This is a genomic window from Zeimonas arvi (assembly GCF_008039575.1).
In the GTDB taxonomy this organism is placed as follows: domain Bacteria; phylum Pseudomonadota; class Gammaproteobacteria; order Burkholderiales; family Burkholderiaceae_E; genus Zeimonas; species Zeimonas arvi.
The window spans coordinates 223320-248638 of record NZ_VDUY01000001.1 but is presented as its reverse complement, the minus strand read 5'-3'; the positions used below and the strand labels follow the sequence as shown (position 1 = coordinate 248638).

At 70.6% G+C, this 25319-nt stretch carries 25 protein-coding genes; 6 read left to right on the top strand and 19 right to left on the bottom strand.

What is annotated here, in order from left to right:
• Positions 1–31 precede the first annotated feature (31 nt).
• Together FHP08_RS01150 and FHP08_RS01145 are read right to left on the bottom strand one after the other, a co-directional pair.
• A complete protein-coding gene (locus FHP08_RS01150; RefSeq protein ID WP_147702469.1) occupies positions 32–739 on the bottom strand; it encodes a haloacid dehalogenase type II in 708 nt (235 codons plus the stop codon).
• Positions 740–831: 92 nt separating this feature from the next.
• Positions 832–1902, bottom strand: a complete 1071-nt coding sequence (locus FHP08_RS01145) for an NAD-dependent epimerase/dehydratase family protein (protein WP_147702468.1) — start codon at positions 1900–1902, stop codon at positions 832–834.
• A gap of 124 nt (positions 1903–2026) precedes the next feature.
• On the opposite strand from FHP08_RS01145, the gene FHP08_RS01140 reads away from it, so the two are divergent.
• Positions 2027–2929, top strand: a complete 903-nt coding sequence (locus tag FHP08_RS01140; protein WP_147702467.1) for a LysR family transcriptional regulator — start codon at positions 2027–2029, stop codon at positions 2927–2929.
• Position 2930: 1 nt separating this feature from the next.
• Here FHP08_RS01140 and FHP08_RS01135 read toward each other — a convergent pair whose 3' ends face one another.
• Genes FHP08_RS01135 through FHP08_RS01100 form a run of 8 tightly spaced genes read right to left on the bottom strand, consistent with a single transcriptional unit; the run spans position 2931 to position 11998 of the window.
• Positions 2931–3872, bottom strand: a complete 942-nt coding sequence (locus tag FHP08_RS01135; RefSeq protein WP_147702466.1) for an N-carbamoyl-D-amino-acid hydrolase — start codon at positions 3870–3872, stop codon at positions 2931–2933.
• 46 nt (positions 3873–3918) lie between these two features.
• Entirely contained in the window at positions 3919–5211 is a 1293-nt protein-coding gene (locus tag FHP08_RS01130; protein WP_147702465.1) for a Zn-dependent hydrolase, read from the bottom strand.
• The gene (locus FHP08_RS01125; protein ID WP_225878987.1) at positions 5208–6404 is read right to left on the bottom strand and encodes a diaminopropionate ammonia-lyase; all 1197 of its coding nucleotides are present in this window, start codon (positions 6402–6404) and stop codon (positions 5208–5210) included. Before FHP08_RS01125 ends, FHP08_RS01130 begins: the two co-directional genes overlap by 4 nt.
• Positions 6405–6451: 47 nt before the next feature.
• The gene (locus tag FHP08_RS01120) at positions 6452–7465 is read right to left on the bottom strand and encodes an ABC transporter ATP-binding protein (protein WP_147702463.1); all 1014 of its coding nucleotides are present in this window, start codon (positions 7463–7465) and stop codon (positions 6452–6454) included.
• Positions 7462–8508 carry an ABC transporter ATP-binding protein gene (locus tag FHP08_RS01115; protein ID WP_147702462.1) on the bottom strand — a complete coding sequence of 349 codons (1047 nt, stop codon included), beginning with the start codon at positions 8506–8508 and terminating at the stop codon, positions 7462–7464. The genes FHP08_RS01120 and FHP08_RS01115 overlap by 4 nt, the downstream gene beginning before the upstream one ends.
• An 8-nt stretch (positions 8509–8516) precedes the next feature.
• Positions 8517–9407 (bottom strand): ABC transporter permease, encoded by an 891-nt coding sequence (locus FHP08_RS01110; protein ID WP_147702461.1) that lies wholly within the window; start codon positions 9405–9407, stop codon positions 8517–8519.
• An 18-nt stretch (positions 9408–9425) separates the two neighbouring features.
• Positions 9426–10364: an ABC transporter permease gene (locus tag FHP08_RS01105; RefSeq protein ID WP_222707807.1), complete on the bottom strand. Its 939-nt coding sequence runs from the start codon at positions 10362–10364 to the stop codon at positions 9426–9428.
• A 23-nt stretch (positions 10365–10387) separates the two neighbouring features.
• Positions 10388–11998 carry an ABC transporter substrate-binding protein gene (locus FHP08_RS01100; RefSeq protein WP_147702459.1) on the bottom strand — a complete coding sequence of 537 codons (1611 nt, stop codon included), beginning with the start codon at positions 11996–11998 and terminating at the stop codon, positions 10388–10390.
• 300 nt (positions 11999–12298) lie between these two features.
• Here FHP08_RS01100 and FHP08_RS01095 point away from each other — a divergent pair, with 300 nt between their 5' ends.
• Complete coding sequence (locus FHP08_RS01095) at positions 12299–13756, top strand: N-acyl-D-amino-acid deacylase family protein (protein ID WP_147702458.1); 1458 nt, start codon at positions 12299–12301, stop codon at positions 13754–13756.
• Between the two features lie 12 nt (positions 13757–13768).
• Here FHP08_RS01095 and FHP08_RS01090 read toward each other — a convergent pair whose 3' ends face one another.
• The gene (locus FHP08_RS01090) at positions 13769–14671 is read right to left on the bottom strand and encodes a cation diffusion facilitator family transporter (RefSeq protein WP_222707791.1); all 903 of its coding nucleotides are present in this window, start codon (positions 14669–14671) and stop codon (positions 13769–13771) included.
• Between the two features lie 124 nt (positions 14672–14795).
• On the opposite strand from FHP08_RS01090, the gene FHP08_RS01085 reads away from it, so the two are divergent.
• On the top strand, positions 14796–15548 hold the full coding sequence (locus FHP08_RS01085; protein WP_147702456.1) for an SDR family oxidoreductase: 753 nt from the start codon (positions 14796–14798) through the stop codon (positions 15546–15548).
• 54 nt (positions 15549–15602) lie between these two features.
• The gene (locus tag FHP08_RS01080; protein WP_147702455.1) at positions 15603–17018 is read left to right on the top strand and encodes a dihydrolipoyl dehydrogenase; all 1416 of its coding nucleotides are present in this window, start codon (positions 15603–15605) and stop codon (positions 17016–17018) included.
• Positions 17019–17031: 13 nt separating this feature from the next.
• Here FHP08_RS01080 and FHP08_RS18705 read toward each other — a convergent pair whose 3' ends face one another.
• The 6 genes from FHP08_RS18705 to FHP08_RS01050 form a co-directional block, all read right to left on the bottom strand.
• Positions 17032–18174 (bottom strand): sensor domain-containing diguanylate cyclase, encoded by a 1143-nt coding sequence (locus FHP08_RS18705; protein WP_147702454.1) that lies wholly within the window; start codon positions 18172–18174, stop codon positions 17032–17034.
• A 62-nt stretch (positions 18175–18236) separates the two neighbouring features.
• A complete protein-coding gene (locus FHP08_RS01070) occupies positions 18237–18842 on the bottom strand; it encodes a DUF2889 domain-containing protein (protein WP_147702453.1) in 606 nt (201 codons plus the stop codon).
• Positions 18839–19420, bottom strand: coding sequence for a YqaA family protein (locus FHP08_RS01065; RefSeq protein WP_147702452.1), 582 nt, complete (start codon positions 19418–19420; stop codon positions 18839–18841). The genes FHP08_RS01070 and FHP08_RS01065 overlap by 4 nt, the downstream gene beginning before the upstream one ends.
• A 49-nt stretch (positions 19421–19469) precedes the next feature.
• Positions 19470–20264: an enoyl-CoA hydratase/isomerase family protein gene (locus FHP08_RS01060; RefSeq protein WP_147702451.1), complete on the bottom strand. Its 795-nt coding sequence runs from the start codon at positions 20262–20264 to the stop codon at positions 19470–19472.
• Position 20265: 1 nt separating this feature from the next.
• Positions 20266–21117 (bottom strand): PhzF family phenazine biosynthesis protein, encoded by an 852-nt coding sequence (locus tag FHP08_RS01055; RefSeq protein WP_147702450.1) that lies wholly within the window; start codon positions 21115–21117, stop codon positions 20266–20268.
• A 5-nt stretch (positions 21118–21122) separates the two neighbouring features.
• Complete coding sequence (locus tag FHP08_RS01050; RefSeq protein ID WP_222707790.1) at positions 21123–21665, bottom strand: MarR family winged helix-turn-helix transcriptional regulator; 543 nt, start codon at positions 21663–21665, stop codon at positions 21123–21125.
• Positions 21666–21783: 118 nt separating this feature from the next.
• Here FHP08_RS01050 and FHP08_RS01045 point away from each other — a divergent pair, with 118 nt between their 5' ends.
• Positions 21784–22266: a cytochrome P460 family protein gene (locus FHP08_RS01045; protein ID WP_147702448.1), complete on the top strand. Its 483-nt coding sequence runs from the start codon at positions 21784–21786 to the stop codon at positions 22264–22266.
• A gap of 56 nt (positions 22267–22322) precedes the next feature.
• Here the strand turns inward: FHP08_RS01045 and FHP08_RS01040 are convergent, their stop codons facing one another.
• Positions 22323–23216, bottom strand: a complete 894-nt coding sequence (locus tag FHP08_RS01040) for a LysR family transcriptional regulator (RefSeq protein ID WP_187272115.1) — start codon at positions 23214–23216, stop codon at positions 22323–22325.
• 139 nt (positions 23217–23355) lie between these two features.
• Between FHP08_RS01040 and FHP08_RS01035 the strand changes: the two genes are divergently transcribed.
• Positions 23356–24207: a class I SAM-dependent methyltransferase gene (locus FHP08_RS01035; protein WP_147702446.1), complete on the top strand. Its 852-nt coding sequence runs from the start codon at positions 23356–23358 to the stop codon at positions 24205–24207.
• 30 nt (positions 24208–24237) lie between these two features.
• Here FHP08_RS01035 and FHP08_RS01030 read toward each other — a convergent pair whose 3' ends face one another.
• Complete coding sequence (locus FHP08_RS01030) at positions 24238–25311, bottom strand: enolase C-terminal domain-like protein (protein ID WP_147702445.1); 1074 nt, start codon at positions 25309–25311, stop codon at positions 24238–24240.
• Between the last annotated feature and the right edge of the window lie 8 nt (positions 25312–25319).

The following is a 25319-nucleotide window of genomic DNA, read 5'->3' as shown; positions in this document are numbered from 1 at the left end:
GAGTCGAAGGATGGATGCTTGAAAGGGATGGCTAGCCGGTCGGGCGGGCGACGGCCAGCACGTCGGTGAGCAGGCTGCCGGTGTGATCCGGGGCGGTGTCGAGGCGGTCGAGCGGCGCGCCGGCGCGATTGATCCAGAAGCTGGTGTAGCCGTACCAGCGGGCGCCGACCGCGTCCCAGCAATTCGAGGACACGAACAGGATTTCGCGCGGCCGGCATCCGAAGGCCTCGGGCGCCAGCGCGTAGAGCCTGTCGACCGTCTTGAAGGTCTTCACTTCCTGCGAGGACAGCAGGTGATCGAACAGGCCGGTCATGCCGGCGCTGCGCACCGACACCTCGATCATCTCGCGGTTGCCGTTGCTCAGGATGCCCAGCGGCAGGCCGGCGTCCTTCAGCGCGCGCAACGCGGACAGGTTCTCGGGGAAGGCGGAGAGGCTGGAATACTGGTTCATCAGCCGTTGCTCGGATTCGACGGACAGCGGCACGCCCAGGCGCTCGGCCGAGAAGCGCAGCGCGTCGCGGGTGATGTCCCAGAACGGCTTGTAGCGACCCGACATTGCGCGCAGCCACGAGTACTCGAGCTGCTTCTGCCGCCACAGCTGCGACAGCGCGTCGCCGTGTCCGGGGAAGAGCTGCTCTGCGAGACTCGCTACCGAATGCACGTCGAACAGCGTCCCGTAGGCGTCGAACACGACGGCCTTGATCGGCGCAGCGCTGAAGGAATCGGGGGATCGAGCCATTGCCATTCTCCTGACTCGGAGCATAGCGGCTCGATTACCTTTAAAAAAGTGGCGAATTGGCTAAGGACTTTGGACTTTTAGTTAAAAATCAGTCAAGAAAACGCGGCTTTCGCCGGGGACGCGGGCCTGGCAGCCGCGGAGCTGCGCTGCGGTGCGATCAGGCCCAGTGCCTGAAGCGCGTGGGCCATGGCGACTTCGACAGGCGTTTCCGCCAGCGGGCCCACGGCCTGCATGAGGCGCCTGCCGTCGAGCGCATGCGGCGCCTGCCACAGGTAGGCCATTTCGGCGATCTCCCGCCACATCGGTACGAGGAGGCCGCCCGCGCGCAGCAGGAACCAAGGCAGGCCGCCGCAGCGCCACCCGCCGGCGGGCCGGATGCCGCCGGCCTCGGCGGCGCGCTCGATCGCGTCGAGCAACTGCGCGCCGGTCAGCGTGTGGCCGGCAAAGTGCAGCCGCTCGGCGACAGGCAGGTCGGCACGCTGCGCCACCGCCACGAAGGTGCGAGCCAGGTCCGGCAGGTAGGCCCAGGCGTGCGGCCGATCGGTCGGGCCGGGGTAGACCAGCTTGCCGGCGCGCAGCGACTTCGCGATCACCAGATCGAGCCAGCTGCCGGCGCCGCCGCCGAAGAAATCGCCCGCCCGGATCACGACCGACCGGAGGCCGGCGGCTGCGCGCGACTCGAGCTCGCTCTCCATCCGGACGCGGATCTGGCCCTTGCGGGTTCGCGCGTCTTGCGGCGCGTCCTCGCGAAGCAGCGGCGGCATGGACTCGCCGAAGTTGTAGACGTTGCCCGGCAGCATGAATCGCGCGCCCAGGCGCTCGGCGACCGCCATGCCGGCACGCGCGAGCGGGAGGGCCTCGGCCGCCCAACGGGTGTAGGGGGGATTGACTGCGTAGACCACCGTGTCGGCTCCGTTCGCCTGCGCGGCCAGCGCCGCCGGATCGGCGAGCGGCGTGTCGACATGGCGGACCCCGGCCGGCAGGGCGGCCGGCGCGCGCCGGGCCTGCGCGATCACCCGCCAGCCGGCTTCGGCGAAGGCCTGCGTGGCGGCTGCGCCGAAGCGGCCGTTCGCGCCGAGCACGAGGACGATGCGGGCGGTCGGGGCGGCGCGCGAGGTCGGGGCGGCGCGCGAGGTGGGTGCGGAGCAGGCGTTCGGTTCCATGAGGGTCTTCCTTCGGTTCGGGTGGCGGGCGGCGGTCGGGCGCGTGTCGGGATGCCGTCAAGTGTCGGCTCCGGCCTGCCATCCGACAATTGCGCACCGGCGCATTGCAGTCATACGATTCGGTATGACGACGCAGCGCTTCGACTGGACCCTGATCCGCAGCTTCCTGGCCGTCCTGGAGGCCGGCAGCCTGACCGGCGCGGCCCGCGCGACCGGAGCCCGCCAGCCGACGCTCAGCCGGCACGTCGCGGAGCTTGAAGCGCAACTCGGCACGGCGCTCTTCGAGCGGACGGGGCGCGGCGTGGTGCCCACCGCCGCCGCGCTGGCGATTGCCGATGACGCGCGGCAGATGGAGGAGGGCGCCTTGGGCCTCGAGCGCGCGCTGGCCCGGCAGCGCGACACGGCGACGGGCGTGGTCCGGGTCACGGCCAGCCAGGTGGCGGCGGTATGGCTGCTTCCGCCGCTGCTGGCCGAGTTCCAGGCCGCCGAGCCGGGAATACAGGTGGAGCTGGTGGCCTCGAATGCCCTGAGCAATCTGCTGCGCCGCGAGGCGGACATCGCGGTGCGGATGGTGCGCCCGGACCAGGGTTCGCTGGTGGCCCGCAAGCTGGCCGACGTGGGGATCGGCGCCTATGCGCACCGACGCTATCTGGCTCGCGCCGGTGAACCGCGCAGGCCCGAGGACCTGGTGGCGCATCGGCTGGTCGGCTATGACCGCGACGAGACGATCCTGCGCGGCTTCGCTGCGCTGGGACTGCCGATCGGGCGCGAGGCCTTCGCCTTGCGAACCGACGATCACATCGCCTACGGCAGGCTGGTGGCCGAAGGCTCGGGCATCGGCTTTCTCGCGCACTACACGGCCGCCGGGGAGCCCGAGCTGAGGCGGGTCCTGCCGCAGCTGAAGGTCCCGCCGATGCCCTGCTGGCTGGCGGTGCACCGGGAGATCCGCGGCAACCGCGTGGTCAGGCGCGTCTACGACTTCCTGGCCGCGCGGATTCCCGAGCGGCTCGCCGAACTGTCCGGGTGACTCAGGCCTCGGGCGGCGGCTCCGCGCCCTTGCGCTCCACGATCATCCGGTACTGGTCGGGTTCGCGGTGCCGCGCGAAGTTGAAGGTGGTGCTCTTGTAGGACCTGGTCAGGTCCAGGTCGCAGCGCGCGATGGCCAGCTCGTCGCCCAGAGTCGAGCAGGCGGCCACGATCTCGCCCGAGGGCGCCACGATGATCGAGTTGCCGATCTGGTCAACGCCTTCCTCGCGGCCGGCCTTGGCCACGCCGACCACCCAGGTGCCGTTCTGGTAGGCGCCCGACTGCATGACCAGCGAGTTGTGGAAGTTCGACAGCGCGTCGTGCTCGGGCGCGGGCGGGTTGTGCACCGGCGTGTTGTAGCCGAGCAGCACCATTTCCACGCCCTGCAGGCCCATCACCCGGTAGGTCTCGGGCCAGCGGCGGTCGTTGCAGATCGCCATGCCCATCAGCCCGCCGAAGGCCCGGTAGACCGGGAAGCCCAGGTCGCCGCGCTCGAAGTAGCGCTTCTCCAGGTGCTGGAAGGCGCGCCAGGGCTCGTGCTCGTGGTGGCCGGGCAAGTGGATCTTGCGGTACTTGCCGACGATGCTGCCTGCCTTGTCGACCAGGATCGAGGTGTTGAAGCGGCGCAGCCGGCCTTCCTGCTCCACGAGCTCGGCGTAGCCCAGGTAGAAGCCGATGCCGAGCTCGCGCGCCGTGTCGAAGAGCTTGCGGGTGTCGTGCCCCGGCATCTGACGCTCGAAGAAGGCGTCGATCTCTTCCTGGTGCTCGAAGTACCACCGGGGGAAGAAGGTGGTCAGCGCCAGTTCGGGAAACACGACCAGGTCGCAGCCGTGGCCCTTTGCCTGGCGCATCAGCGCGACCAGGCGCTCGACGACCTCGGCGCGGCTTTCCTTCAGGGCGATCGGGCCGAGTTGGGCGGCGCCGACGGAGACGATGCGGGGCATGGGGGTTCTTCCAGATCGGTGAATGCGTCGTTCGGGGGGCGTGCCGTCAGCTCGCGAGCTCGACCAGCGTGCGCAGCAGCACCTCGGCGCCGGCGGCGAGGTCCTCGGGCCGCGTGTCCTCGGCGGGGTTGTGGCTGATGCCGCCGATGCTTGGCACGAAGATCATGGCGGTGGGGCAGATGCGGGCCAGCATCTGCGCGTCGTGGCCTGCCCCCGAGGTCATCCGGCGACAGGACAGGCCCATCGACGCCGCGTGTCGCTCGACCACGCGCGCGATGCCGTCGTCGAATCGCACCGGCTCGAAGCGCGCGAGCCGACGGGTCTCGATCTTCACGCCCTCGGCATGGGCCAGCGCTTCCAGGAAGTCGGCGAAGCGGCGCTCGGCCTCCTGCAGCCTGGCCTCGTCGGTGTTGCGGATGTCCACGGTGACCGTGGCCCGCGCGGCGATCACGTTGATCAGGTTGGGGTGCAGCCTGACCATGCCCATCGTGCAGACCTGGTCGCCGCCGAGTTCGCGGGCGATCTCGCGCAGCTTCGTGCCGATGGCCGCGGCGCAGTAGCCGGCGTCGTGGCGCATGCGCATCGGCGTGGTGCCGGCGTGGTTGGACTGGCCGGTGATGCTCACCTCCTGCCAGGAGATGCCCTGCAGGCTCTCGACCGCACCGATGCGCACGCCCTCGATGTCGAGCACCGGCCCCTGCTCGATGTGCAGCTCCACGAAGGCGTGGGGCCGGTAGAGCCCGAGCCCCGCATCGCCCGCATAGCCGATGCGCTCGAGCTCGTCGCCGAGCCGTCTGCCGTCGATGCCCACCGTGTCGAGCGCCTGCCGAAGCGGCAGCCCGCCCACGTAGGCCAGCGAACCCAGCATGTCGGGCGCGAAGCGCGCCCCTTCCTCGTTGGTGAACACGGCCACGACCAGCGGACGGCGGGTGCGCGCGCCGACGTCGTTCAGCGCCTCGACCACCTCGAGCGCGCCGAGCACGCCCAGGTTGCCGTCGAAGCGGCCGCCGGTGCGCACCGTGTCGATGTGCGAGCCGCTCATGACCGGGGGCAGGTCCTCGCTGCCGCGGCGCAGCCCGAAGATGTTGCCGATCCGGTCCACCCGCACCTCGAGCCCGAGCTCGCGCATCCAGGAGACGACCAGGTCGCGGCCGGCGCGGTCCTCGTCGGTCAGCGCGAGGCGGCAGCAGGCGCCCTCGTCGGTGCGCCCGATCGCGGCAAGCCGCTCCAGGCGGTCGAGCAGGCGGTCGGGGCGGATCGCGAGCCCCGCCAGTGCAGGGTCCTCAGGCGCCGATCCGGCGTGATCGTGGCCGGCGTGACCATGGCCGCAGCAGCTCATGCCGCGAGCACCGCGTCGGCGGACCGCCCGACCACCTCGCGATAGATGGCCGGGTCGGTGTCGCCCTCGCTGCCAAGCAGAAGGACCCGCGAGCTCGCGTCCAGCTTCAGCGTGGCCGCAAGCGCCGGGTGGTCACGCACCGCGAGCAGCGCGGCCAGTCCCGATGCGCCAGTCTCGCCGGACACGATCGGCGTGTCGCCGGCCAGCGGGTTGGCGAACAGCCGCATGCCGGCCAGCGCGTAGCGGTCGTCGACCGCGATCGCCGAGTTCGCGCCTTCGCGCAGGATCGCCCAGGCGAGATCGGACACCTCGCCGCAGGCCAAACCGGCCATCACGGTTTCGAGCGAACCCTGGACCGCGACCTGCTCGCCCTTCTCGAGGCTGCGGTACACGCAGTCGGCCGCGAGCGGCTCCACCACCACGAACTGCGGGCGGCGCTCGCCCCAGCGGATCCAGAAGTCGGCGCAGATCGCGGCAGCCAGCGCGCCCACGCCGGCCTGCACGAAGACGTGCGTGGGCGGTTCGGGCGTCTGGGCGCCGATCTCGGCGGCCATCACGCCGTAGCCGTGCATCACGTCGCTGGGGATGTCCCGGTAGCCGGGGTAGGAGGTGTCGGAGACGACGGTCCAGCCGTTGGCGGCGGCCTGTTGCGCCGCGTGCCGGACCGCGTCGTCGTAGTTGCCCTTGACCTCGACGACCTGCGCGCCGTACTGCGCGATCGCGTCACGCCGGCCCTGGCTGACCGTCTCGTGCACGTAGATCACGCAGCGGCAGCCGAAGAGCCGCGCGCCCCAGGCCACCGAGCGGCCGTGATTGCCGTCGGTGGCGCAGGTGACGGTCTCGCCGCGGATCAGGTCGTCGTGCGCGCCGGAAAGCAGGTCGGCCGAGCCGAGCGACGCCAGCGGCAGGCCCTTCGCGGCGGCCACCTTGCGGCGAAGCACGTTGGACACCGCGTAGGCGCCGCCCAGCGCCTTGAAGCTGCGCAGGCCGAAGCGGCCGCGCTCGTCCTTGTAGTGAAGCTGGGCGAGCCCCAGGGCCGAGGCAAGTCCCGGCAGCGCCACCAGCGGCGTGCGCGCGTAGCCGGGCCAGCTGGAGATCTCGGCGAGCGCGGCGGCGAAGCGCGGCGCGCTCATGACCTGCGACCGGGCCTCGCCGTAGGGCTCGGCCGGCGCGGCGGCACGAGGATTGGACACGGCGCGTGCTTGCGCGCCGGCTTCGATGGAGGAGGGCAAGGTGGGCATCAGCGAAGGTGGCAGGCGACGAGGTGGCCCGGCTCGATCTCGCGCAGCACGGGCTCTTCGACCTTGCAGCGCGCCTCGGCGTAGGGACAGCGGGTGTGGAAGCGGCATCCCGACGGCGGTTTCATCGGGCTCGGGACGTCGCCCTTCAGGATTATCCGCTTTCTCTCGACCGTGGGATCGGGCACCGGCACCGCCGAGAGCAGGGCCTCGGTGTACGGGTGCCGGGGCGCCGCGAAGATCTCGCGCTTGGGCGCGATCTCGACCATCTTGCCCAGGTACATGACCGCCACCCGGTGGCTGATGTGCTCGACCACCGCGAGATCGTGCGCCACGAACAGGTAGGACAGGCCGAACTCTTCCTGCAGGTCGATCAGCAGGTTGATCACCTGGGCCTGCACCGATACGTCGAGCGCCGAGACCGGCTCGTCGCAGACGATCAGTTTCGGCTGCACTGACAGTGCGCGGGCGATGCCCAGCCGCTGGCGCTGGCCGCCCGAGAATTCGTGCGGATACTTGACCAGCTGGTCGGGGCGCAGGCCCACGCGGTCGAACAGCGCGGCCACCCGCTCGCCGATCTCCTTCCGGCCGAGCGATTCGAAGTTGCGCAGCGGCTCGGCCACGATCTCGGCCGCGCGCATCCGCGGGTTCAGCGAGGAGTACGGGTCCTGGAACACCGCCTGCAATTCGCGGCGGAAGGCGCGCATCTGCCCCTGCGGCAGCTTCTCGATCTGCCTGCCTCGCCAGTTGATCGTGCCGCTGGTCGGGTCGGTGAGCCGCAGGATCATCTTGCCGGTGGTCGACTTGCCGCAGCCGGACTCGCCGACCAGCCCCAGCGTCTCGCCTTCGCGGATCCAGAAGCTCACGCCGTCGACCGCGCGCACCTTGGCGCCGCCGCGGCCGAGCAGGCCTTGCTTGACGTCGAAGTGCTTGCAGAGGTCGCGGACCTCGAGCAGCGTGTCGGCGGGCGCCGGGGCGCCGGAAGCGCCGGCGCGTTCCTTCATGACGGCGCTCATCGGGCTGCGCTCCCTTGCAGCGCGCCGGCCGAGGCCAGCGCGGCGACACGTTCCGACTCCCAGCAGGCCGACAGGTGGCCGTCACCGTAGTCCTTCAGCGGCGGCACCTCGCGCGGGCAGCGCTCGGTGGCGAAGGTGCAGCGCGGGGCGAACAGGCAGCCCGGCATCTCGGTCTTCAGCGAGGGCACCATGCCCGGGATCTCGGTGAGCCGCTGGCGATCGTGCCCGCGCAGCGATTCGCCCAGCTTGGGCATCGAGTCGAGCAGCCCGCGGGTGTAGGGATGGCGCGGCACGGCGAAGAGCTGCCGCACCGGCGCCTCCTCGACCTTGCGGCCGGCGTACATCACCACCACGCGCTGCGCCATCTCGGCCACCACGCCCAGGTCGTGCGTGATCAGGATGATCGACGCGTGCGTGTCGTCGCGCAGGTCGCGCATCAGGTCGAGGATCTGTGCCTGGATGGTCACGTCGAGCGCGGTGGTCGGTTCGTCGGCGATCAGCAGCTGCGGCTCGCAGGCCAGCGCCATCGCGATCATCACCCGCTGGCGCATGCCGCCGGACAGCTCGTGCGGGTACTGCGTGACCCGGCGCTCGGCCTCGGGGATGTTGACCCGCCGGAGCATCTCGACCGCCCGTCCGGTGGCCTGCTGCTTCGTCATGCCCTTGTGCAGCACCAGGGCCTCGGAGATCTGCCTGCCGATGGTGAGCACCGGGTTCAGCGAGGTCATCGGCTCCTGGAAGATCATCGAGATCTCGTTGCCGCGGATCTGGCGCATCTGCGCGTCGCTGAGATCGAGCAGGTTGCGGCCCTTGAACTCGATGCGGCTGCCCGGCATGATCCGCGCCGGCGGCGTGGGGATCAGGCGCAGGATGGACAGCGAGGTCACGCTCTTGCCGCAGCCCGACTCGCCGACCACCGCCAGCGTCTCGCCCGGCATCACGTCGAAGGACACGCCGTCGACGGCGCGCACCACGCCGTCGCGGTTCTCGAAGTGGGTCTTCAGGTTGCTGACCCGGAGCAAAGGCTGGTTCTTGTCGGTCATGGTGCCGCTCACATCCGGCGCGCCAGGCGCGGGTCGAGCGCGTCGCGCATCCCGTCGCCGAGGAGGTTCACGGCCAGCACCGTCAGCGACAGGAACAGGCCGGGGAAGAAGATCAGGTAGCCGGCGATCTGGAACAGGCTGCGCGCTTCGGCCATCACGTTGCCCCAGCTCGGGATGTTCGGCGGGGTGCCCGCGCCGATGAAGCTGAGGATGGCCTCGGTGATCATCGCCGATGCGCAGATGTAGGTGGCCTGCACCAGCAGCGGGGCCATCGTGTTGGGCAGGATGTGCTTGAGCAGGATGCGGTGCAGCCGCGTCCCCGAGGCCACCGCGGCCTCCACGTAGGGCTGCTCGCGCAGCGTGAGCACCAGGCTGCGCACCAGCCTGACCACGCGCGGGATCTCGGTGATCGTGATCGCGATGATCACGTTCTGCAGGCTCGCCTCGGTCAGGGCGATCAGCGCGATCGCCAGCAGCACCGAGGGGATCGACATCAGCCCGTCCATGATCCGCATGACGATCGCGTCGGCCCAGCGCACGAAGCCGGTCACCAGGCCGATCGCCAGGCCGATGATCGAGCTGAGGATGGCCACCGCGAGCCCCACCGACAGCGACACGCGGGTGCCGTAGACGACGCGGCTGTACACGTCGCGGCCCAGCATGTCGGTGCCGAACCACCATTGCTCGCCGGGCGGGCGCAGCCGGCGGATCGGGGACAGCGCCAGCGGATCGGTGGTGCCGAGCCAGGGCGCGAGGATGGCGATCAGCGCCATCAGGACGAGGACGGTGCCGCCGAAGATCGCGGTCGGGTGGCGCCGGAGCGCATCCCCGAGGCGGGTCCTGCGGGGCGAATCGGGCTGCGCGGGGGCAGCCGCGGGCGAGACGGTCGCGGAGCTCATCGTGGATCGGTCACAGGGTCAGTAGCGGATGCGCGGGTCGAACAGCGTGTAGGACAGGTCGACCAGCAGATTGACGATCACGTAGACCGCGGAGAACAGCAGCGTGACGCCCTGGATGATCGGATAGTCGCGGCGCAGGATCGCGTCGACGGTGAGCCGCCCGATGCCGGGAATCGCGAACACGGTTTCGGTCACCACCACGCCGCCGATCAGGAGCGCCACGCCGATGCCGATGATGGTCACGACCGGCACCGCCGCGTTCTTGAGCGCGTGACCGACCAGCACGGTCTGCGGCGCCAGCCCCTTGGCCTGCGCGGTGCGAACGTAGTCCTGCGACAGCACGTCGAGCATGCTGGCCCGCGTGATGCGCGCGATCAGCGCCATGTAGACGATGCCGAGCGCAACGCTGGGCAGGATCATGTGCCGGATGAAAGGCACGAAGCCTTCGGAGAGGCTCTTGTAGCCCTGTACCGGCAGCCACTCCAGCTGGATCGAGAAGAGCCCGATCAGCAGGTAGGCCAGCACGAAGACCGGCACCGAGAAGCCCATCACCGAGATCGCCATCACCATCCGGTCGACCCAGCCGCCGGCGCGCGCCGCGGCGATGACGCCCAGCGGCACCGCGATCACGATCGAGACGATCAGCGTGCACAGCGTGAGCGCCACGGTCGGCTCGACCCGTTGCGCGATCAGCTGCGTGACCGGCAGGTTGGTGAAGATCGAGGTGCCCAGGTCGCCCTGAGCGAGGGCCCACAGCCAGTGTCCGAAGCGCACCAGGTAGGGCTGGTCAAGGCCGAGCGAGGCCCGGATCCGGGCGATGTCTTCCTCGGTGGCGATGTCGCCGGCGATCACCGCGGCAGGGTCGCCGGGGGAGAGATAGAGGAGCGAGAAGACGAACAGCGCGACCACCCCCATGACGGGGATGGTCGCGAGCAGTCGCTTGACGATGTAGTAGATCAAGACCGCCTCGGAGACTCAGGTCACTTCTTCTCGACGTTCCACAGGAACGTGACCGGCGACTTGATGATGCCGGTGATGTTCGTGCGGTACGCGGTCGGAATGATGAACTGGGCGGTCGGGACGTAAGGCACGGTCTCGAAGGCGCGCTTCTGGAGTTCCTCGGCCATCTTCTTCTGCTCGGCGGGCGTCTGAGCGGCGAACCAGGCGTCGCGCAGCTCTTCGAGCTTCGGATCGTTCGGCCAGCCGAACCAGGACTTCTCGCCCGCGCCGCGCAGCGGCGAGTTCAGGGCCGGGTTCACCATGTCCGGGCCCACGAACCAGGTGTGGAAGATGCTCCAGCCGCCTTTCTCGATCGGCTCCTTGGACGAGCGCCGGGTGATCAGCGTGCCCCAGTCGCTGGCCGCGAGTTCGGCATTGATGCCGATCGAGCGCAGCAGCTCCGAGGTGACCAGCGCCTGCGAGTGGACGATCGGCTGGTCGGTCGCGGTCATCAGGATGACCTTCTCGCCCTTGTAGCCCGAGTCCTTGACCATCTGCCTGGCCTTGGCGATGTCACGCTTGCCGGTCAGCGCCTCGGAGCCGGCGTCGTTGGCCAGCGGCGTGCCGCAGGTGAAGTACGACGCGCAGGGCTTGCCGCTCTTCGGGTCGCCGGCGATCGCCAGCGCGTAGTCCTGCTGGTTCACCGCGGCGAGCACGGCCTGGCGCAGTTTCACGTTGTTGAACGGGGGCTGCAGGTGGTTGAAGCGCAGCAGGCCGATCGAGCCCAGCGGATCGACGTTCTCGACCTTCACGTCCTTGTTCCTGGACAGCAGCGGGATCAGGTCGGGCGGGAGCTGCTGCCACCAGTCGACCTCGCCGGCGTTGAGCGCCGCGGCTGCGGTGGCCGAGTCGGGGATGTAGATCCACTCGACCCGGTCGACCTTGACCACCTTGCCGCCCGAACCCCAGGACGGCGGCTCCGAGCGCGGCTTGTAGTCGGTGTTCTTGACGTAGACCACCTTGCTGCCCGGAACCCACTCCTCCTTGACGAACTTGAATGGGCCCGAGCCGATCGCCTCGGTGACCTGCGTGAAGGCATCGGTCCTGGCCAGGCGCTCCGGCATGATGAAGGGCACGTTCGACGAGGGCTTGGCCAGCGCGTCGAGCACGTAGGGGAAGGGCTGCTTGAGCTTGAGCCGGAAGGTCTTGTCGTCCACGGCCGTCCACGATTCGGTCATGTCGCCGAGTTTCTGGCCGAACACGTCGCGCTTGGCCCAGCGCTCGATGGACGCGATGCAGTCGGCCGAGCGGACCGGCGAGCCGTCGTGAAACTTGAGCCCGTCGCGAAGCGTGAAGGTGTAGGTCAGCTTGTCGGCGCTGATCTCCCACTTGTCGACCATCTGCGGCTTGACGTCGAACTTCTCGTCGACGGCGAGCAGCACGTCGTAGATCATGTAGCCGTGGTTGCGCGTGATGTAGGCGGTGGTCCAGATCGGGTCGAGGCTTCGCAGGTCGGCCTCGGGGACGAACTTCAGGACTTTCTGCTGCGCGACGGCCGGAGCGGCGATCGCGAAGGTGGCCGCGGCGACCAGCGAAAGGGTCGCGCGCGCCAGCACGCCGGCCAGCGGACGGGACGAAGACTTCAGGAACATGGTTTCCCCTCAAGGTTGGTGGAACACGGACGCCGACCGGCCCGAGCTTTCCGGAGACTCTGTTGAAGCAAGGAACATGCCCGCTGTGCCTGTCTCGAACCGGGCCGTCCAGGGCCTCCTTGATGCACGCCTTGGGTGCCTCCTCCTGGCGCGCTGCGTCACTGTAGTGCGCGCGGGCACCCAAGTCCAGACGCATCCGGGTGTGCCGGCGGTGCCGGGTTGCGGGTCCGGAAAGGACCGCTTGCGACGCGACCTGCGCAGCCGCAGACTGAAGGGCTTTCGAGACTTCGCGAGGTGGGCATGTCCGGTTGGGAATTGTTGTTGCGCGGCGGGCAACTGATGGACGGAAGCGGCGCGCCGAGGGTCAGCGCCGATGTCGCGATCGCCGATGGAAGGATCGTCGCGGTGGGCAACCTCGATCCCGGCGGCGCCGCGCGGGTCCGCGATCTCGACGGGCTCGCGCTCGCGCCGGGCTTCATCGACGTGCACACGCACGACGACCGGCTGCTGCTCTCCGACCCCGGCATGGCGCCCAAGGTCAGCCAGGGAGTGACCACGGTGATCGTCGGCAATTGCGGGATCAGCCTGGCGCCGCTCGGCGCGAGCGAGCCGGTGCCGCCGATCAACCTGGTCGCTGCCGACGACGGCGAGCGCTTCGACAGCTTCGCCGAATGGTTCGCGGCGCTGGATGCCCGACCGTCGGCGGTGAATTGCGCGGCGCTGGTCGGGCACACCACGCTGCGCGCGCGCACCATGTCGGCGCTCGACAGGCCCGCCAGCGACGACGAGATCGCCGCGATGCAGGCGCTGGTGCGCGAGGCGCTCGCGGCCGGCGCGATCGGGGCATCCACCGGCACCTATTACGGCCCTGCGTCGGCCGCCACCGCCGACGAGATCCGCCGCGTGCTCGAGCCCTTGCGCGGCAGCGGTGCGCTGATTGCCTCGCACATCCGCGACGAGACCGACGATGTCGTGCCGGCGATGCAGGAAGCGTTCGGCATTGCCGCCGAACTCGGCGTTCGGCAGGTGATCTCGCACCACAAGCTGGCAGGCAAGGCCAACTTCGGGCGTTCGTCGGAGACGCTCGCGCTGTTCGACGCAATGCGCAAGCGCGCCGACGTGTGCCTGGACTGCTACCCGTACGCCGCCTCGTCGACCATCCTGCGCCGCGACGCCGCGGGCATCGCGGCGAGCACGCTGGTCACCTGGTCGACCCCGCGGCCCGAGCTCGCCGGGCGGTACCTGGCCGACATCGCCGCAGATCTCGGGGTCGACGCGGCCGCAGCCATCGACATGCTGCAGCCTGCCGGCGCGATCTACTTCATGATGGACGAGGCCGATGTCGAGCGAATCCTCGCCTATCCGGAGACCATGGTGGGCTCGGACGGCCTGCCACACGACCTGTTCCCGCATCCGCGGCTCTGGGGCGCGTTCCCGCGGGTGCTGGGGCACTACGCACGCGAGCGCCGCTTGTTCCCGTTGGAAACCGCGGTGCGCAAGATGACCGGGCTGTCGGCCGATCGCTTCGGGCTGGCCGGACGCGGCTACGTCCGGCCAGGCTGCGCGGCCGATCTCGTGGTCTTCGACCCGGACAAGGTTGCCGACACCGCCACCTTCGCCCGGCCGGTGAGCCCCGCGAAGGGCATCGTGTCGGTCTACGTGAACGGCAGGCAGACCTGGACTGCCGCCGGTCACACCGGCGCGCGGGCCGGGGTCGCGATCAGGCGCGCTTCATGTGCGCCGGGCGCCCGTCGCTGACGGTCTTCCGGTTCATCGGGCTTCCGGTTCGGCGGGGTCGTCAGGCTCGGCCAGCCTCGGCTTCGGCGCGGCGATCGGCTCCACGTGCGTGCTGAGCGTCGTGCCCACCCGTTGGACGGCCATCTCGATTTCGTCGGCCAGGTCGTGTGCGCGGGTCACGCTCCAGTGGCCCGGCACCAGCAGGTCGACATGGGCGAAGCGCAGTGGACCCGCCGAACGGGTGCGCAGGTTCGCGAAGCGGCAGCCGCGGTCGGCAAAGCCGGCGAAGACCGACTCGATCTTCGCGATGTCGCCATCGCCCAGCGCGCGGTCCATCAGCCCATCGACCGAGCGGCGCATCAGCTCCCAGCCTTCGCGCAGGATGTTCAGCGCGACCGCGATCGCGATCACCGGGTCGAGCCAGTGCAATCCCAGGGCGGCTGCGAGCGCCACACCCGCCACCACGCCGGCGGTGGTCCACACGTCGGTCATCAGGTGACGGGCATCGGCCTCGAGCGCGAGCGAGTGGTGCCGTCGCCCGACCTCGAACAGCACCCGCGCGACGGCGAAGTTGACCACGCTCGCGGCGACCGACAGGGTCGTGCCGACCCCGAGTTCGCCGAGGGGCTGGGGATTGAGAAGCCGCTCGCCGGCCGCGACCACGATGGCGAGCGCCGCCAGGAAGATCAGTCCGCCTTCGAAGGCGGCCGAGAAATACTCCGCCTTGCCGTGGCCCCAGGGATGCTGGTCGTCGGCGGGCGTGCGCGCCAGGTTGACCATCAGCAGGGCGAAGGTGGCGCCGGCCAGGTTCACCAGCGATTCGAGGGCGTCGGACAGGAAGCCGACCGAGCCGGTCAGCCACCAGGCGCCGGCCTTCATCGCGATCGTGGCCACTGCTGCGGCGACTGACAGCAGCAGGGCGTGCTGAGGAGTCATCGATTTCATCGGAAGCGGAGGCAGGGAGTCGGGCGCGGCACGCCCGGCCGCGATCTGCCGAAGATATCAGCTTCGCTGGCGGGTCATCGATGCGACTCGCGTCGGTTCCCGCTATCCTCGAGCAATGATCAAGGCAATCGTCACCGGACACAGCCGCGGCCTCGGCGCCGCGATCGCCTCGAAGCTGCTCGACCGCGGCATTGCCGTGCTCGGGCTCGCAAGAGCCTCCAACCCCGGGCTGGCCAGCCATCACCCCGAGCTGCTCGAACAGATCGAGCTCGACCTGGCCGACCCGGCCGCGCTCGCGGGCTGGATCGAGGGCGGCGCCCTCGATGCCTGGCTGTCGAACGCGGGCACCGCGCTGCTGATCAACAACGCGGGCGTTGTGCAGCCGATCGGGCCGCTCGCCGCCCAGGACATCGCCGCGGTGTCGCGGGCGGTCGCGCTGAACGTGGCGGCGCCGCTGATGCTGTCGGCAGCCTTCGCGGCGCGCGGTCCGGCCAATGCCGATCGGCGCATCCTGCAGATCTCGAGCGGCGCCGCCCGCAACGCCTATGCCGGCTGGTCGGTGTACTGCGCCACCAAGGCCGCGCTCGATCAGCACGCGCGCGCGGCCGCGCTGGACGGCGCGCCCGGACTGCGCATCTGCAGCCTGGCGCCGGGCGTCGTGGACACCGACATGCAGGCCGAGATCCGCGCCACCGGCATCGAGCGTTTCCCTCTGCGCGAGCGTTTCGATGCGCTCAAGCGCGACGGCGCGCTGGCAAGCGCCGCCGACTGCGCGCGGCGCATCGTGGACCATCTGCTGGGCGATGCCTTCGGCGACGCCCCGGTCGCGGACCTGAGAGAACTCGCCACAGCCGGCGACAGGTCCTGAGTGCCCGGCCGGCGCTTCGCGCCGGCCCCGTTCCGAACAGGAGAGAGGTGGCGAATGAGCGAGACACTCGACGCGATCGTGGTGGGCGCCGGTTCGGCCGGACTCGCCGCGGTCCGGGAAATCGGCAAGCGGACCGACCGCTTCCTGCTGGTCAACGATGGGCCTTACGGCACCACCTGCGCGCGGGTGGGCTGCATGCCGTCGAAGGTGTTGATCGAGGTGGCCAACGCCTTCCACAACCGCGGGATCCTCGACACGTTGGGCATTCGTGGCGGCGCCGGCCTGTCGGTCGACCTGCCGGCGGTGCTTGCGCGGGTGCGCGCGCTGCGCGACGACTTCGTGGCCGGCACGCTGAAACTGACCGATCGGCTGGGCGATCGCAGCATTTCCGGCCGGGCGAAGCTGATCGGGCCGGGGCGTGTCGAGGTGGGCAGCCGCGAGTACCGGGCGCGCAGCATCGTGCTGGCCACCGGGAGCAGCCCCGTCGTGCCGAAGTCCTGGCGCGCTTTCGGCGATCGCATCCTGACCACCGATTCCCTGTTCGAGCAGCAGGCGCTGCCCGGTCGCATCGCGGTCGTCGGGCTGGGCGCGATCGGCGTGGAGATCGCCCAGGCGCTCTCCCGGCTCGGCGTGCAGGTCTGGGGCTTCGATGCCGCCGAGCGGATCGCCGGCTTGGCCGACCCGAAGGTCGAGACCGTGCTGCGCGAGGCGCTCGGGGCGGAGTTCCGGATCCGCACCGGCGTGGCGGTCGAACTCGCGGAGGCAGCCGGCGGGATCGCGGTGAAGGCCGGTGACGAGCGGATCGTGGTCGACAAGGTGCTCGCCGCGATCGGCCGGCGGCCGAACCTCGCGGATCTCGGATTCGACACGCTGGGCGTGAAGCTCGACGAGCGCGGGATGCCGCCGGTCGATCCGGGCACGATGCGGATCGGCGACCTGCCGGTGTTCCTGGCGGGTGACGCCAACGGCGACCGCGCGCTGCTGCACGAGGCCGCCGACGAAGGCCACATCGCCGGGCTCAACGCGGTGGCCGAGAAGCCACTCTGCTTCCAGCGGCGTACGCCGTTGGGCGTCGTCTTCTGCGCGCCCAACCTGGCCACGGTGGGCCTGCGTTTCGACCGGTTCGACGAGGCCACGATGGTCGTCGGCGAGGCTGACTTCCGCAGACAGAGCAGGGCGCGCATGAGCGGCCGTGATCGCGGCCTCGCACGGGTCTACGCCGATCGAGAGAGCGGCCGGCTGCTCGGCGCGACGATGTGCGTGCCGGAAGGCGAGCACATGGCGCATCTGCTGGCGCTCGCCGTCGGGCAGGGGCTGACCGTGGCCGACCTGCTGCGCATGCCCATCTATCACCCGGTGCTCGAGGAGGGCCTGCGTGGCGCCTTCCGCGAGCTGGCCAGGCAGCTGCCGGGCAGCGGCGATTCGGATCTCGCCGCCTGCGGCGGCTTCCAGGCCGAGGCGCTGGACTAGTTTGAACAGACTCCTAGGCGTCGATCGCGGAGGGATCCCGTGCGGCGGGCGCGCCGCCGTGCTCGACACGATTCCGGCCGCCTTGCTTGGCGCGGTAAAGCGCCGCATCCGCTGCCGCGATCAGCGCGTCTGCCGAGCGGGCATCGTCGGGGTGGCAGGCCACGCCGATCGACAGCGTGGCCCGCTGCACTTCGCCGCCTCGCGGCATCGGCAGGCTTTCGAAGGCCTTCCGATAGGTCTCCGCCCGCTCGAGCGCGGCTTCGCGCGGCAGAGTGGGCAGCAGGACCAGGAACTCGTCGCCGCCCCAGCGGCAGACCACGTCGGACTCCCGGGTGTTGATCTTCAGCAGCGTCGCCAGCCGGACCAGGCACTCGTCGCCCGCCTGGTGGCCGAGGGTGTCGTTGACCGCCTTGAAATGATCGATGTCGATCAGCATCAGGCTCAGCGGGCGGCCTTCACGGCGCATCCGGGCCATCTCGCGCTCCATCGTGGCGGTGAGATAACGCCGGTTGAAGAGCCCGGTGAGCGGGTCGAGCTCGGCCTGTTGCTTCAGCTGGGTCTGCAGGGCCTGGATCTCGCCGAGTTGTCGTTGCAGCGCCTGCTCGTTGTCGCGCAGCCGGTCGCGGGTCTGGCGCAACTGCAGCGCCCGCGTGTAGGCGTCGTGGCCGAAGGCCATCAGGTACAGGAACAGCGACAGCATGCTCAGCGCCGTGGTCAGCGTGCCGGTCGCAGGCGCGATCTCGGGCCGCGCCAGCGCCCAGCCGGCGGCCAGGCCCACGGCGACCGCGCCCAGGGCCAGCGCCATGCCGGTCATTCCGCGGAACACCACGAGGTTCAGCACCAGCGCCACGACCAGGATGAAGCCGATCCAGGCCGGGAACCCGAGCGCGCCGACCCAGCCGCAATAGAGCGCCGCATCGACGAGCATGAAGCGGATCTCGGTCTCGAGCGGCCGGGCCGATCGTTTTCCGACGGCGTAGACGAGGTGCGGATAGACGAGGAAGGTGGCCGCGAGGGCCAGCCAGGCTGGGAGGCCGGCGCCGAGGTCCGACAGGTGCGAGCCGATCGTCGCCAACAGCAGCAGCGCCGACAGCGAGCGGTTGCGGTAGTTCATCCGCACCGCCCAGTGGGGTCTCGCTCGCTCCTTCCCGGTCATGGTCGTGGTTCGTAGGGACTGCGCGAGTGTAGACCCAACCGGGCCCGACCGCCTCGAGCCGGCTAGCCTCGCCGCGTCGAGAACTGCGGGTGCAGCCTGGCGACGACCTCGCCATCGGCGGCCCAGGCGTGGCAGCCGTCGATGAAGTGCGGCCGTTCGCCGGTCTCCTCATGCTTGGGCCTGCAGGCGCCTTCCGGGCCGTCCTCGGGCCAGCCGAGCACGGTCTGGAAGGCCACCGTGGCCATCGGGAACAACAGTTCGCGGGTGTGCGTGCAGCCGCGCGTGGCGCCGACGGCCTCGTTCACCGACTTGCGCCAGCCGCGCGCGATGCAGGCGCCGACCAGCCCCTGGAAGTTCAGCTTCGCGCCGACGCAGGTGGGGTAGGGGGTCGAAGGCATGTCGACCTCGATCGCGCGGACTACCAGCTCGTCGTCGATCGTGAGCCGGATCGCCATGTGGTGCACCTCGCTGCCGGGCTCGCGCACGCCGCGCCAGGGTTCGGTGTAGGCGTAGGTCTTGGTGTCGAGGATCCGGCCCTCGATGTCCCACAGGCCGTCCTCGCGCAGGAAGCCTTCGCAGTGGACCTTGCGGGTGTGGAGATGGCGACGCGGGGCGGGATCGGAGAAGGTCATGTGGATGGGCAGGTTGGGGGGAGGTCCGAGGGTCAACGCCAGGCGTACCAGACGCCTGCCACGACGACCAGGGCAACGGTCGCCCAGCCGAGGCGGTCCACGTAGCGCTGCAGCATGGCCTCCATCCTCTCGCCGCCCCAGGCCATCAGGCCCGCGACCAGGAAGAAGCGCAGGCCGCGCCCGACCAGTGAGGCGATCGTGAAGGGCAACAGCGCCATCGACAGGGCGCCGGCGGCGATGGTGAACACCTTGTACGGGATCGGCGAGAAACCGGCAATGAAGACCGCCCACACGCCCCATTCGTCGAACCACGCGACCGCGGTTTCGTAGGCGGGCCAGTACCGGCCTTCCTGCAGCCAGGGCAGGATCGCGTCAATCGCGAACAGGCCGATCGCGTAGCCGAACAGGCCGCCCGCCACCGAGGTCAGCGTGGTCAGCAGCGCGAAGGCCATCGCGCGGCGGGGGTTGGCCAGGCTCATCGGCGCCAGCATCACGTCGGGCGGCACCGGGAAGAAGGAGGATTCGGCAAAGCTCAGGCCGCCGAGGTACCAGGGGGCGCGCGGATGTCGCGACCAGGTCATCGCGAGGCGGTAGAGCGGCGAGAAGAGCTTCATGCGGGGGGACGGTGGATGAACGTGGCGCGATTGTCGCGCATTCCCGGCCTCAGCCCTGTCCGAATCGCGGCTGGCGTTTCTCCAGGAAGGCGGCGACGCCTTCGCGGGCATCGGCCGAGTCGAAGGTGGCGCGCACCGCGGCATCCTCGACGGACAGGCCCGCGTGCGCGACCTGCTCGCCGGCCGCATCCACGCAGCGGCGGATCCAGGCCAGCGCCCCGGCCGGCCAGCGGACCACCTCGCGCCCGAAGCCGACCGCCTGGTCCGGCAGGGAGCTGCCGTGCTCCGCAAGGCGGTGCACCAGGCCGATCGACAGCGCCTCGTCGGCGGCAATCGTCCGGCCGGTCATCATGATCTCGAGCGCCCGGGCCTTGCCCACCAGCGCGGGCAGGAACTGGGTGCCGGCGTAGGCGGGCAGCAGGCCGAGCTTCACCTCGGGCAGCGAGAAGCTGGCATGCGCTGCCGCGATGCGCAGCGTGCAGGCCATCGCGAGCTCCAGCCCGCCGCCGAAGGCCAGGCCGTTGACCGCCGCGACGCTGACCAGGCGCGAGCGCGACAGGCGAACCAGCAGCTCGCGCGCCATCGTGCTCTTGGCGATCCGCGCATCGGGATCGAGTGTCTGCAATTCGCCCAGGTCGGTGCCGGCACAGAAAGCGCGCTCGCCCGCGCCGGTGACGACCAGCAGCCGGGCGCCCCGCGCTTCGAGCTCGTCGAGGCAGGCGGCCAGGCCGAGCAGCACCGGCCGGGTCAGCGCGTTGAGCTTGGCGGGTCGTTCGATCCGGAAGATCGCGCCCTCGGGGATCGGGTCGATCGCGAATTCCCGGGCGGTCTGCGGTGCGTTCATGTCAGCGATCCTCGGGAAAGGCCACGGTGCCGGCGATGCAGTCGGCCACCTGGCCGCCGACCCAGATGTCGTTGCCGACTCGGTCCAGGAAGACCTTGCCGGCGCGGCCCAGCGCGGTGCCCTGGCGCACCGTGTAGTTCGAAGCCGCTAGGCCCGCGCCCATCAGCCACTGGGCCAGTCCGGCGTTCAGGCTGCCGGTGACCGGGTCCTCGGACACGCCCAGCGTCGGCACGAAGGCGCGAACCTCGAAGTCGGTGTCGCTGCCGGCCGGCTGCGGCCCGATCAGGCCCAGCCTGGCGTCGCCCAGCACCGCCCAGTCGGGGCGAACGGCCAGCACCCGCCCGGCCGAGCCGAGCATCACCGCGCACCAGCCGGGGCCGTTGTCGACCCACTGGTGGGCAATGATCTCGCCGTCTCGCAGTCCGAGCGCGGCGGCGAGCCGCGCGAGCAGCGCGTCGTCGAGCGGCCCGGTCCGGCGCAAGGGGGGCGCCGCGAAGGCCAGCCGCGGCCCGTCGCGGCGGATGCGCACCAGGCCCACGCCGCACTGCTGGACGATCGAGTCCCCGCCGCGCGGCGTGCCGCCCGCGGTCAGCCAGGCGTGGCAGCTGCCCAGGGTGGGGTGGCCGGCGAAGGGCAGCTCGCCGCCGGGCGTGAAGATGCGCACCCGGTAGTCGGCCTGCGGGTCGGTCGGCGGCAGCAGGAAGGTGGTCTCCGACAGGTTGGTCCAGCGGGCGAAGGCGGCCATCCGAGCATCGGAGAGGTCCTGCGCGTCGTGGACCACGGCCAGCGGATTGCCCTGGTACGGGATGGCGGTGAAGACGTCGAGCTGGTGGAAGCGGCGGGGCTGGGGCATCGGAGTCAGTCGGTGGGGATGGGTGCGGCCCATTCGCGGCAGATCTTGACGGTCTGTTCCGCGGCGAGCGGCTCGCCGGTCAGGCCGCAGTGCGTACCGCCGGCGTCGGCGCGGAAGTGGGCGCATTGGCTGCACACGCCGAAGGCGCGGCGGCCGTTGATCCGCTGCAGCGCGGCCAGGACATCGACCAGCGTCTCGTCGAGCCGCGCCGATGCGGGCTCGGCGCACAACGCCGCCTGCACGCGTTCGGTCCAGCTGTCCCCGAGGATGGCGAGGCCCTGCGGCGTGAGGCGCAGGTGGACGCGGCGGCCGTGGACGGGGTCGCGCGCCTTCGTCAGCAAACCCCGTCGCTCCAGCACGGAGAGGGTCTGCGAGACCGTGCCGCGCGTGATGCCGAAATACTCGGCGATCGCGATCGGCAGGTCGCTGTATCGGTTGGCTTGGGCGAGGTACTGGAGCACCTGCAGATGGATCGGAAGCAGGCCGTGACGCGCGGCGTCGTCGCGCACGGCCTGATGGACGAGCGCGCCGAGGCGTTCGAGGATCATCGGGGTCCTGATCATCGACAGAATGTATCGCCTCCAAGCATTGCTTGACAAACCTGGGCTTGTCGCGCACGCTGTTTTATGTATCGAGTCGATACATAAAACACGAGGAGGCATCACCATGAAATCACTGTTCCTTGCCGGTTGCGCCTGCGTCGTCGCCGCCGCGCCCGTGCTCGCCGCCGACCCTTCGGTGCCCTATCCGGAGAACTACCGCAGCTGGCATCACGTCAAGAGCATGGTGATCGAGGAGGGACACCCCCTTCACGCCGCTTTCGGCGGGATCCACCACCTGTACGCGAACCAGAAGGCGCTCGAGGGCTACCGCAACGGCCGCTTTCCCGACGGCGCGGTCATCGTGTTCGACCTGCTCGAAGCCAGCCGCGCCGACGGGGCAGTGACCGAGGGCGCGCGCAAGGTGGCCGGGGTCATGCACAAGGACGCGAAGCGCTACGCGGCCACGGGCGGCTGGGGATTCGAGGGCTTCGCCGGAGGCGATCCCGCGAAGCGCGTGGTGGCAGACAAGGCCGAGGGGGCGTGCTTCGCCTGTCACGCGCCGCAGAAGGATCGCGACTACGTGTTCAGCTCGCTGCGCGACCGGTGAGCCTGTCCCGCCGGCGACCCGGGTGCATCCAGGGACGAGCGCAAGGTGAACGGTTCTCAGCCGGTCAGGACCGGCGCGAGCGCCTCGGCCTCGGCGACGACGAAGTCGAAGAATGCGGCGACTCGCGGTTCGTGCCGCAGATGGGGCGGCGTCAGGACCCGCCAGATCCGGCGCAGCGCCGGGATCGGGCCCAGCACCCGCTCCAGGTCGGGCTCGGCCTCGGCGATCGCGACCGGCAGCGGCGCCAGGCCGAGCCCGGCCTTGGCCGAATGCAGCAGCCCGAGCACGCTGCCGTTGCGCGCCACCAGCGGCGCGTCGGGCGCGATCTCTCGCAGCCAGGCCGCGGCGCGATGCCTGGACATCGAGTCGTCGAGACCGATCAGTGCGTGCTGGCGCAGGTCCTCGACGCGCGCCGGTCGCCCGTGCGCGGCCAGGTAGTCGCGGCTGCCGTAGACGGCCCAGATCGAATCCGCGATCCGGCGGCCGACCAGCTCCCCGTCGTCGGTGTCGCCCGAGCGCAGCGCGACGTCCGCATCGCCCTGCATCAGGTCCATGTAGCGGTCGCTGACCAGGAACTCGATCCGCAGCCCCGGGTGGCGGGCATGGAAGCGGTCGACTAAGCCAGCGCGCTGCAGCCGCAGCACGATCGGCTCGGGGCAGGTGACGCGCACCACGCCCGCTTCGCCGCGGACCGCTTCCGCGACCGACTGCTCGAAGCGTTCGACGGCCGCGTGCACGTCCTGGGCCGGCCCCAGCAGCGCGCGGCCGAAGTCGGTCAGGCGATAGCCGCTCTGCCCGCGTGCGACGAGCGGGCGCCCGAGGCGCTTCTCCAGCGCCGCGACCCGACGCTGCACCGTGGACTGGTCGACGCCGAGCGCCCGACTCGCCGCCAGCGTGCTGCCCTCGCGTCCGAGTGAAACGAAGTACCTCAGGTCATCCCATTCGACCATGCGCAGCCTCCGGGAAGAATCCTGCGGGGCCGCGATTCTGCTGCCCCGGACGGACATTTTGCGCCTTACAGCGGGCGCCGTCAGCGTCTAGCCTCTGTCTCGTCGTGTTCCGCGATGCCGAAGCCTGAAAGGAGCCGCCATGGAAGTCGATCCGGTCGCATTCAAGGAGGCCGCCCGCGCCGCGTGGGAGCGCAGCGCCGCCGGTTGGGACGCGCACACGCCGGCCGTACACCGCTGGCTGGCGGCAGCCACCGAGACGATGCTCGATCTCGCCGCCGTGGGGCCGGGCAGCAGGGTGCTCGACGTGGCCGCCGGCGCCGGTGACCAGACGCTCGCGATCGCCCGGCGAGTCGGGCCGACCGGGCGGGTGCTGGCCAACGACCTGTCGCCCGCGCTGCTGGCGCTTGCGCGGTCGCGCTGTCGCAAGGCGGGGTTCGATGGCGTCGAAACGATGGCCGGCGACGCCGAGTCGCTCCGGGTCGAGCCGGAAAGCTTCGATGTCGCCGTCTGCCGGCTCGGCCTGATGCTCTTTCCGCGCCCGGTGCACGCGCTGCGCGCGATGCGGCAGGCCCTCGTTGCGGGAGGCAGGTCCTGCTCGCTCGTGTTCGGCCGGCCCGACCGGAATCCCTGCGTGGCCGTCCTGATGAAGACCGCCGTGGCGCACGCCGGCGTGCCGATGCCGGACCCCGGCCGGCCGGGCGGGCTGTTCAGCCTCGGGATCCCGGGCGCGCTCGAGCGGATCCACGAAGAGGCGGGCTTCAGGGAGATTGCTGTTTCGGTCGTCGACGCGCCTTTCGAGCTGCCGTCGGCCGGCCACTACATCGACTTCATCCGCAGCTCGGCCAGCCCGATCCAGCAGATCCTGGCGTCGCTCGACGCCGGGCGGCAACAGGCCGCGTGGGACGACATGCGCGAGCGCCTCGAAATCTTCCGGGACGGCGACCGCTGGGTGGGGCCGAACGAACTGCTGCGGGTGTCGGCGCGTCGCTGAGGCGGCGAAAGGCGCCCGGGCTTCTGCGACTCAGCCGGCCCGGTGCCTGGCCACCGCCGCTTCGTCCCACTCCAGGCCCAGCCCCGGCGCATCCCAGGGGGTCACGCAGCCGTCGCGCAACTGCAGCGGCGCGCGGCGCAGGCCGCCGGCCGCGTCCATCACCTCGAGCCAGTCGGCCGTGGGGGTTGCGCACAGCAGGTGCGAGGCGGCCTCGGCGAACAGGTGCGAAGACATCGGCAGGCCGGCCGTTCGGGCCAGTGCCGAGGCCTCCAGCCAGCCGGTCACGCCGTGGATGTACTGCGGGTCGGGCATCACCAGATCCATCGCGCCCGCAGCGATCGCCGCGCGCATTTCGCCCGGACCGTTGAAGTTCTCGCCGATCTGGATCGGCGTGCGCACCGCATCGGCGATGCGCGCGCAGGAGCCCAAGTCGTCGGCCGCCACCGGTTCTTCGATCCAGGCCAGGCCCTCGTCGTCGAGCGCCCTGCAGCGGGCCATCGCCTCCGGAGGGCTGAGCGACTGGTTGTAGTCGACCATCAGCGCAGTGCCGTCGCCCAGCGCGCGGCGCGCCGCGCGGATCGCGGCCAGGTCTTGCGCGAAGCTCGCGAAGCCGGCCTTGATCTTGAGGCCGGCGTAGCCGGCGGCGAGGGTTTCCTCGGCGATCTCGACCACCGATGCGGCGTCGTACAGGCCGACGCTGTTGTAGGCCTTGACCGGTCGCGACTCGGCCCCCAGCGCGCGGGCCAGCGGCTCATCGCGGGCGCGGGCCCAGGCGTCCCAGATCGCCATGTCCAGTCCGCCCAGCGCGATGCCGGTCATGCCCTTCAGGCCGAACAGGCGGCAGCGTTGCAGCAGGTGGGCGTGCAGCGCGCGCGGCGAGAGATCGCGGCCCACGACCATGCCGGCCATGCCGGCCACGCAGCGCTCGAGCGCGGGCAGCAGCTCGGGCAGGTAGACCAGCGAGTAGGCGCGGCCCTCGACGCCCGCGTCGGTGCTCAGGTCGATCAGCACCAGCGGGAAGCGTTCGATCGCGCCCGATGCGGTCCGCACCGGCCGGGGCAGCGGGGCGAGGACGGCGGTGGTGCGGATGTCGGTGATCTTCATGGCCGGAG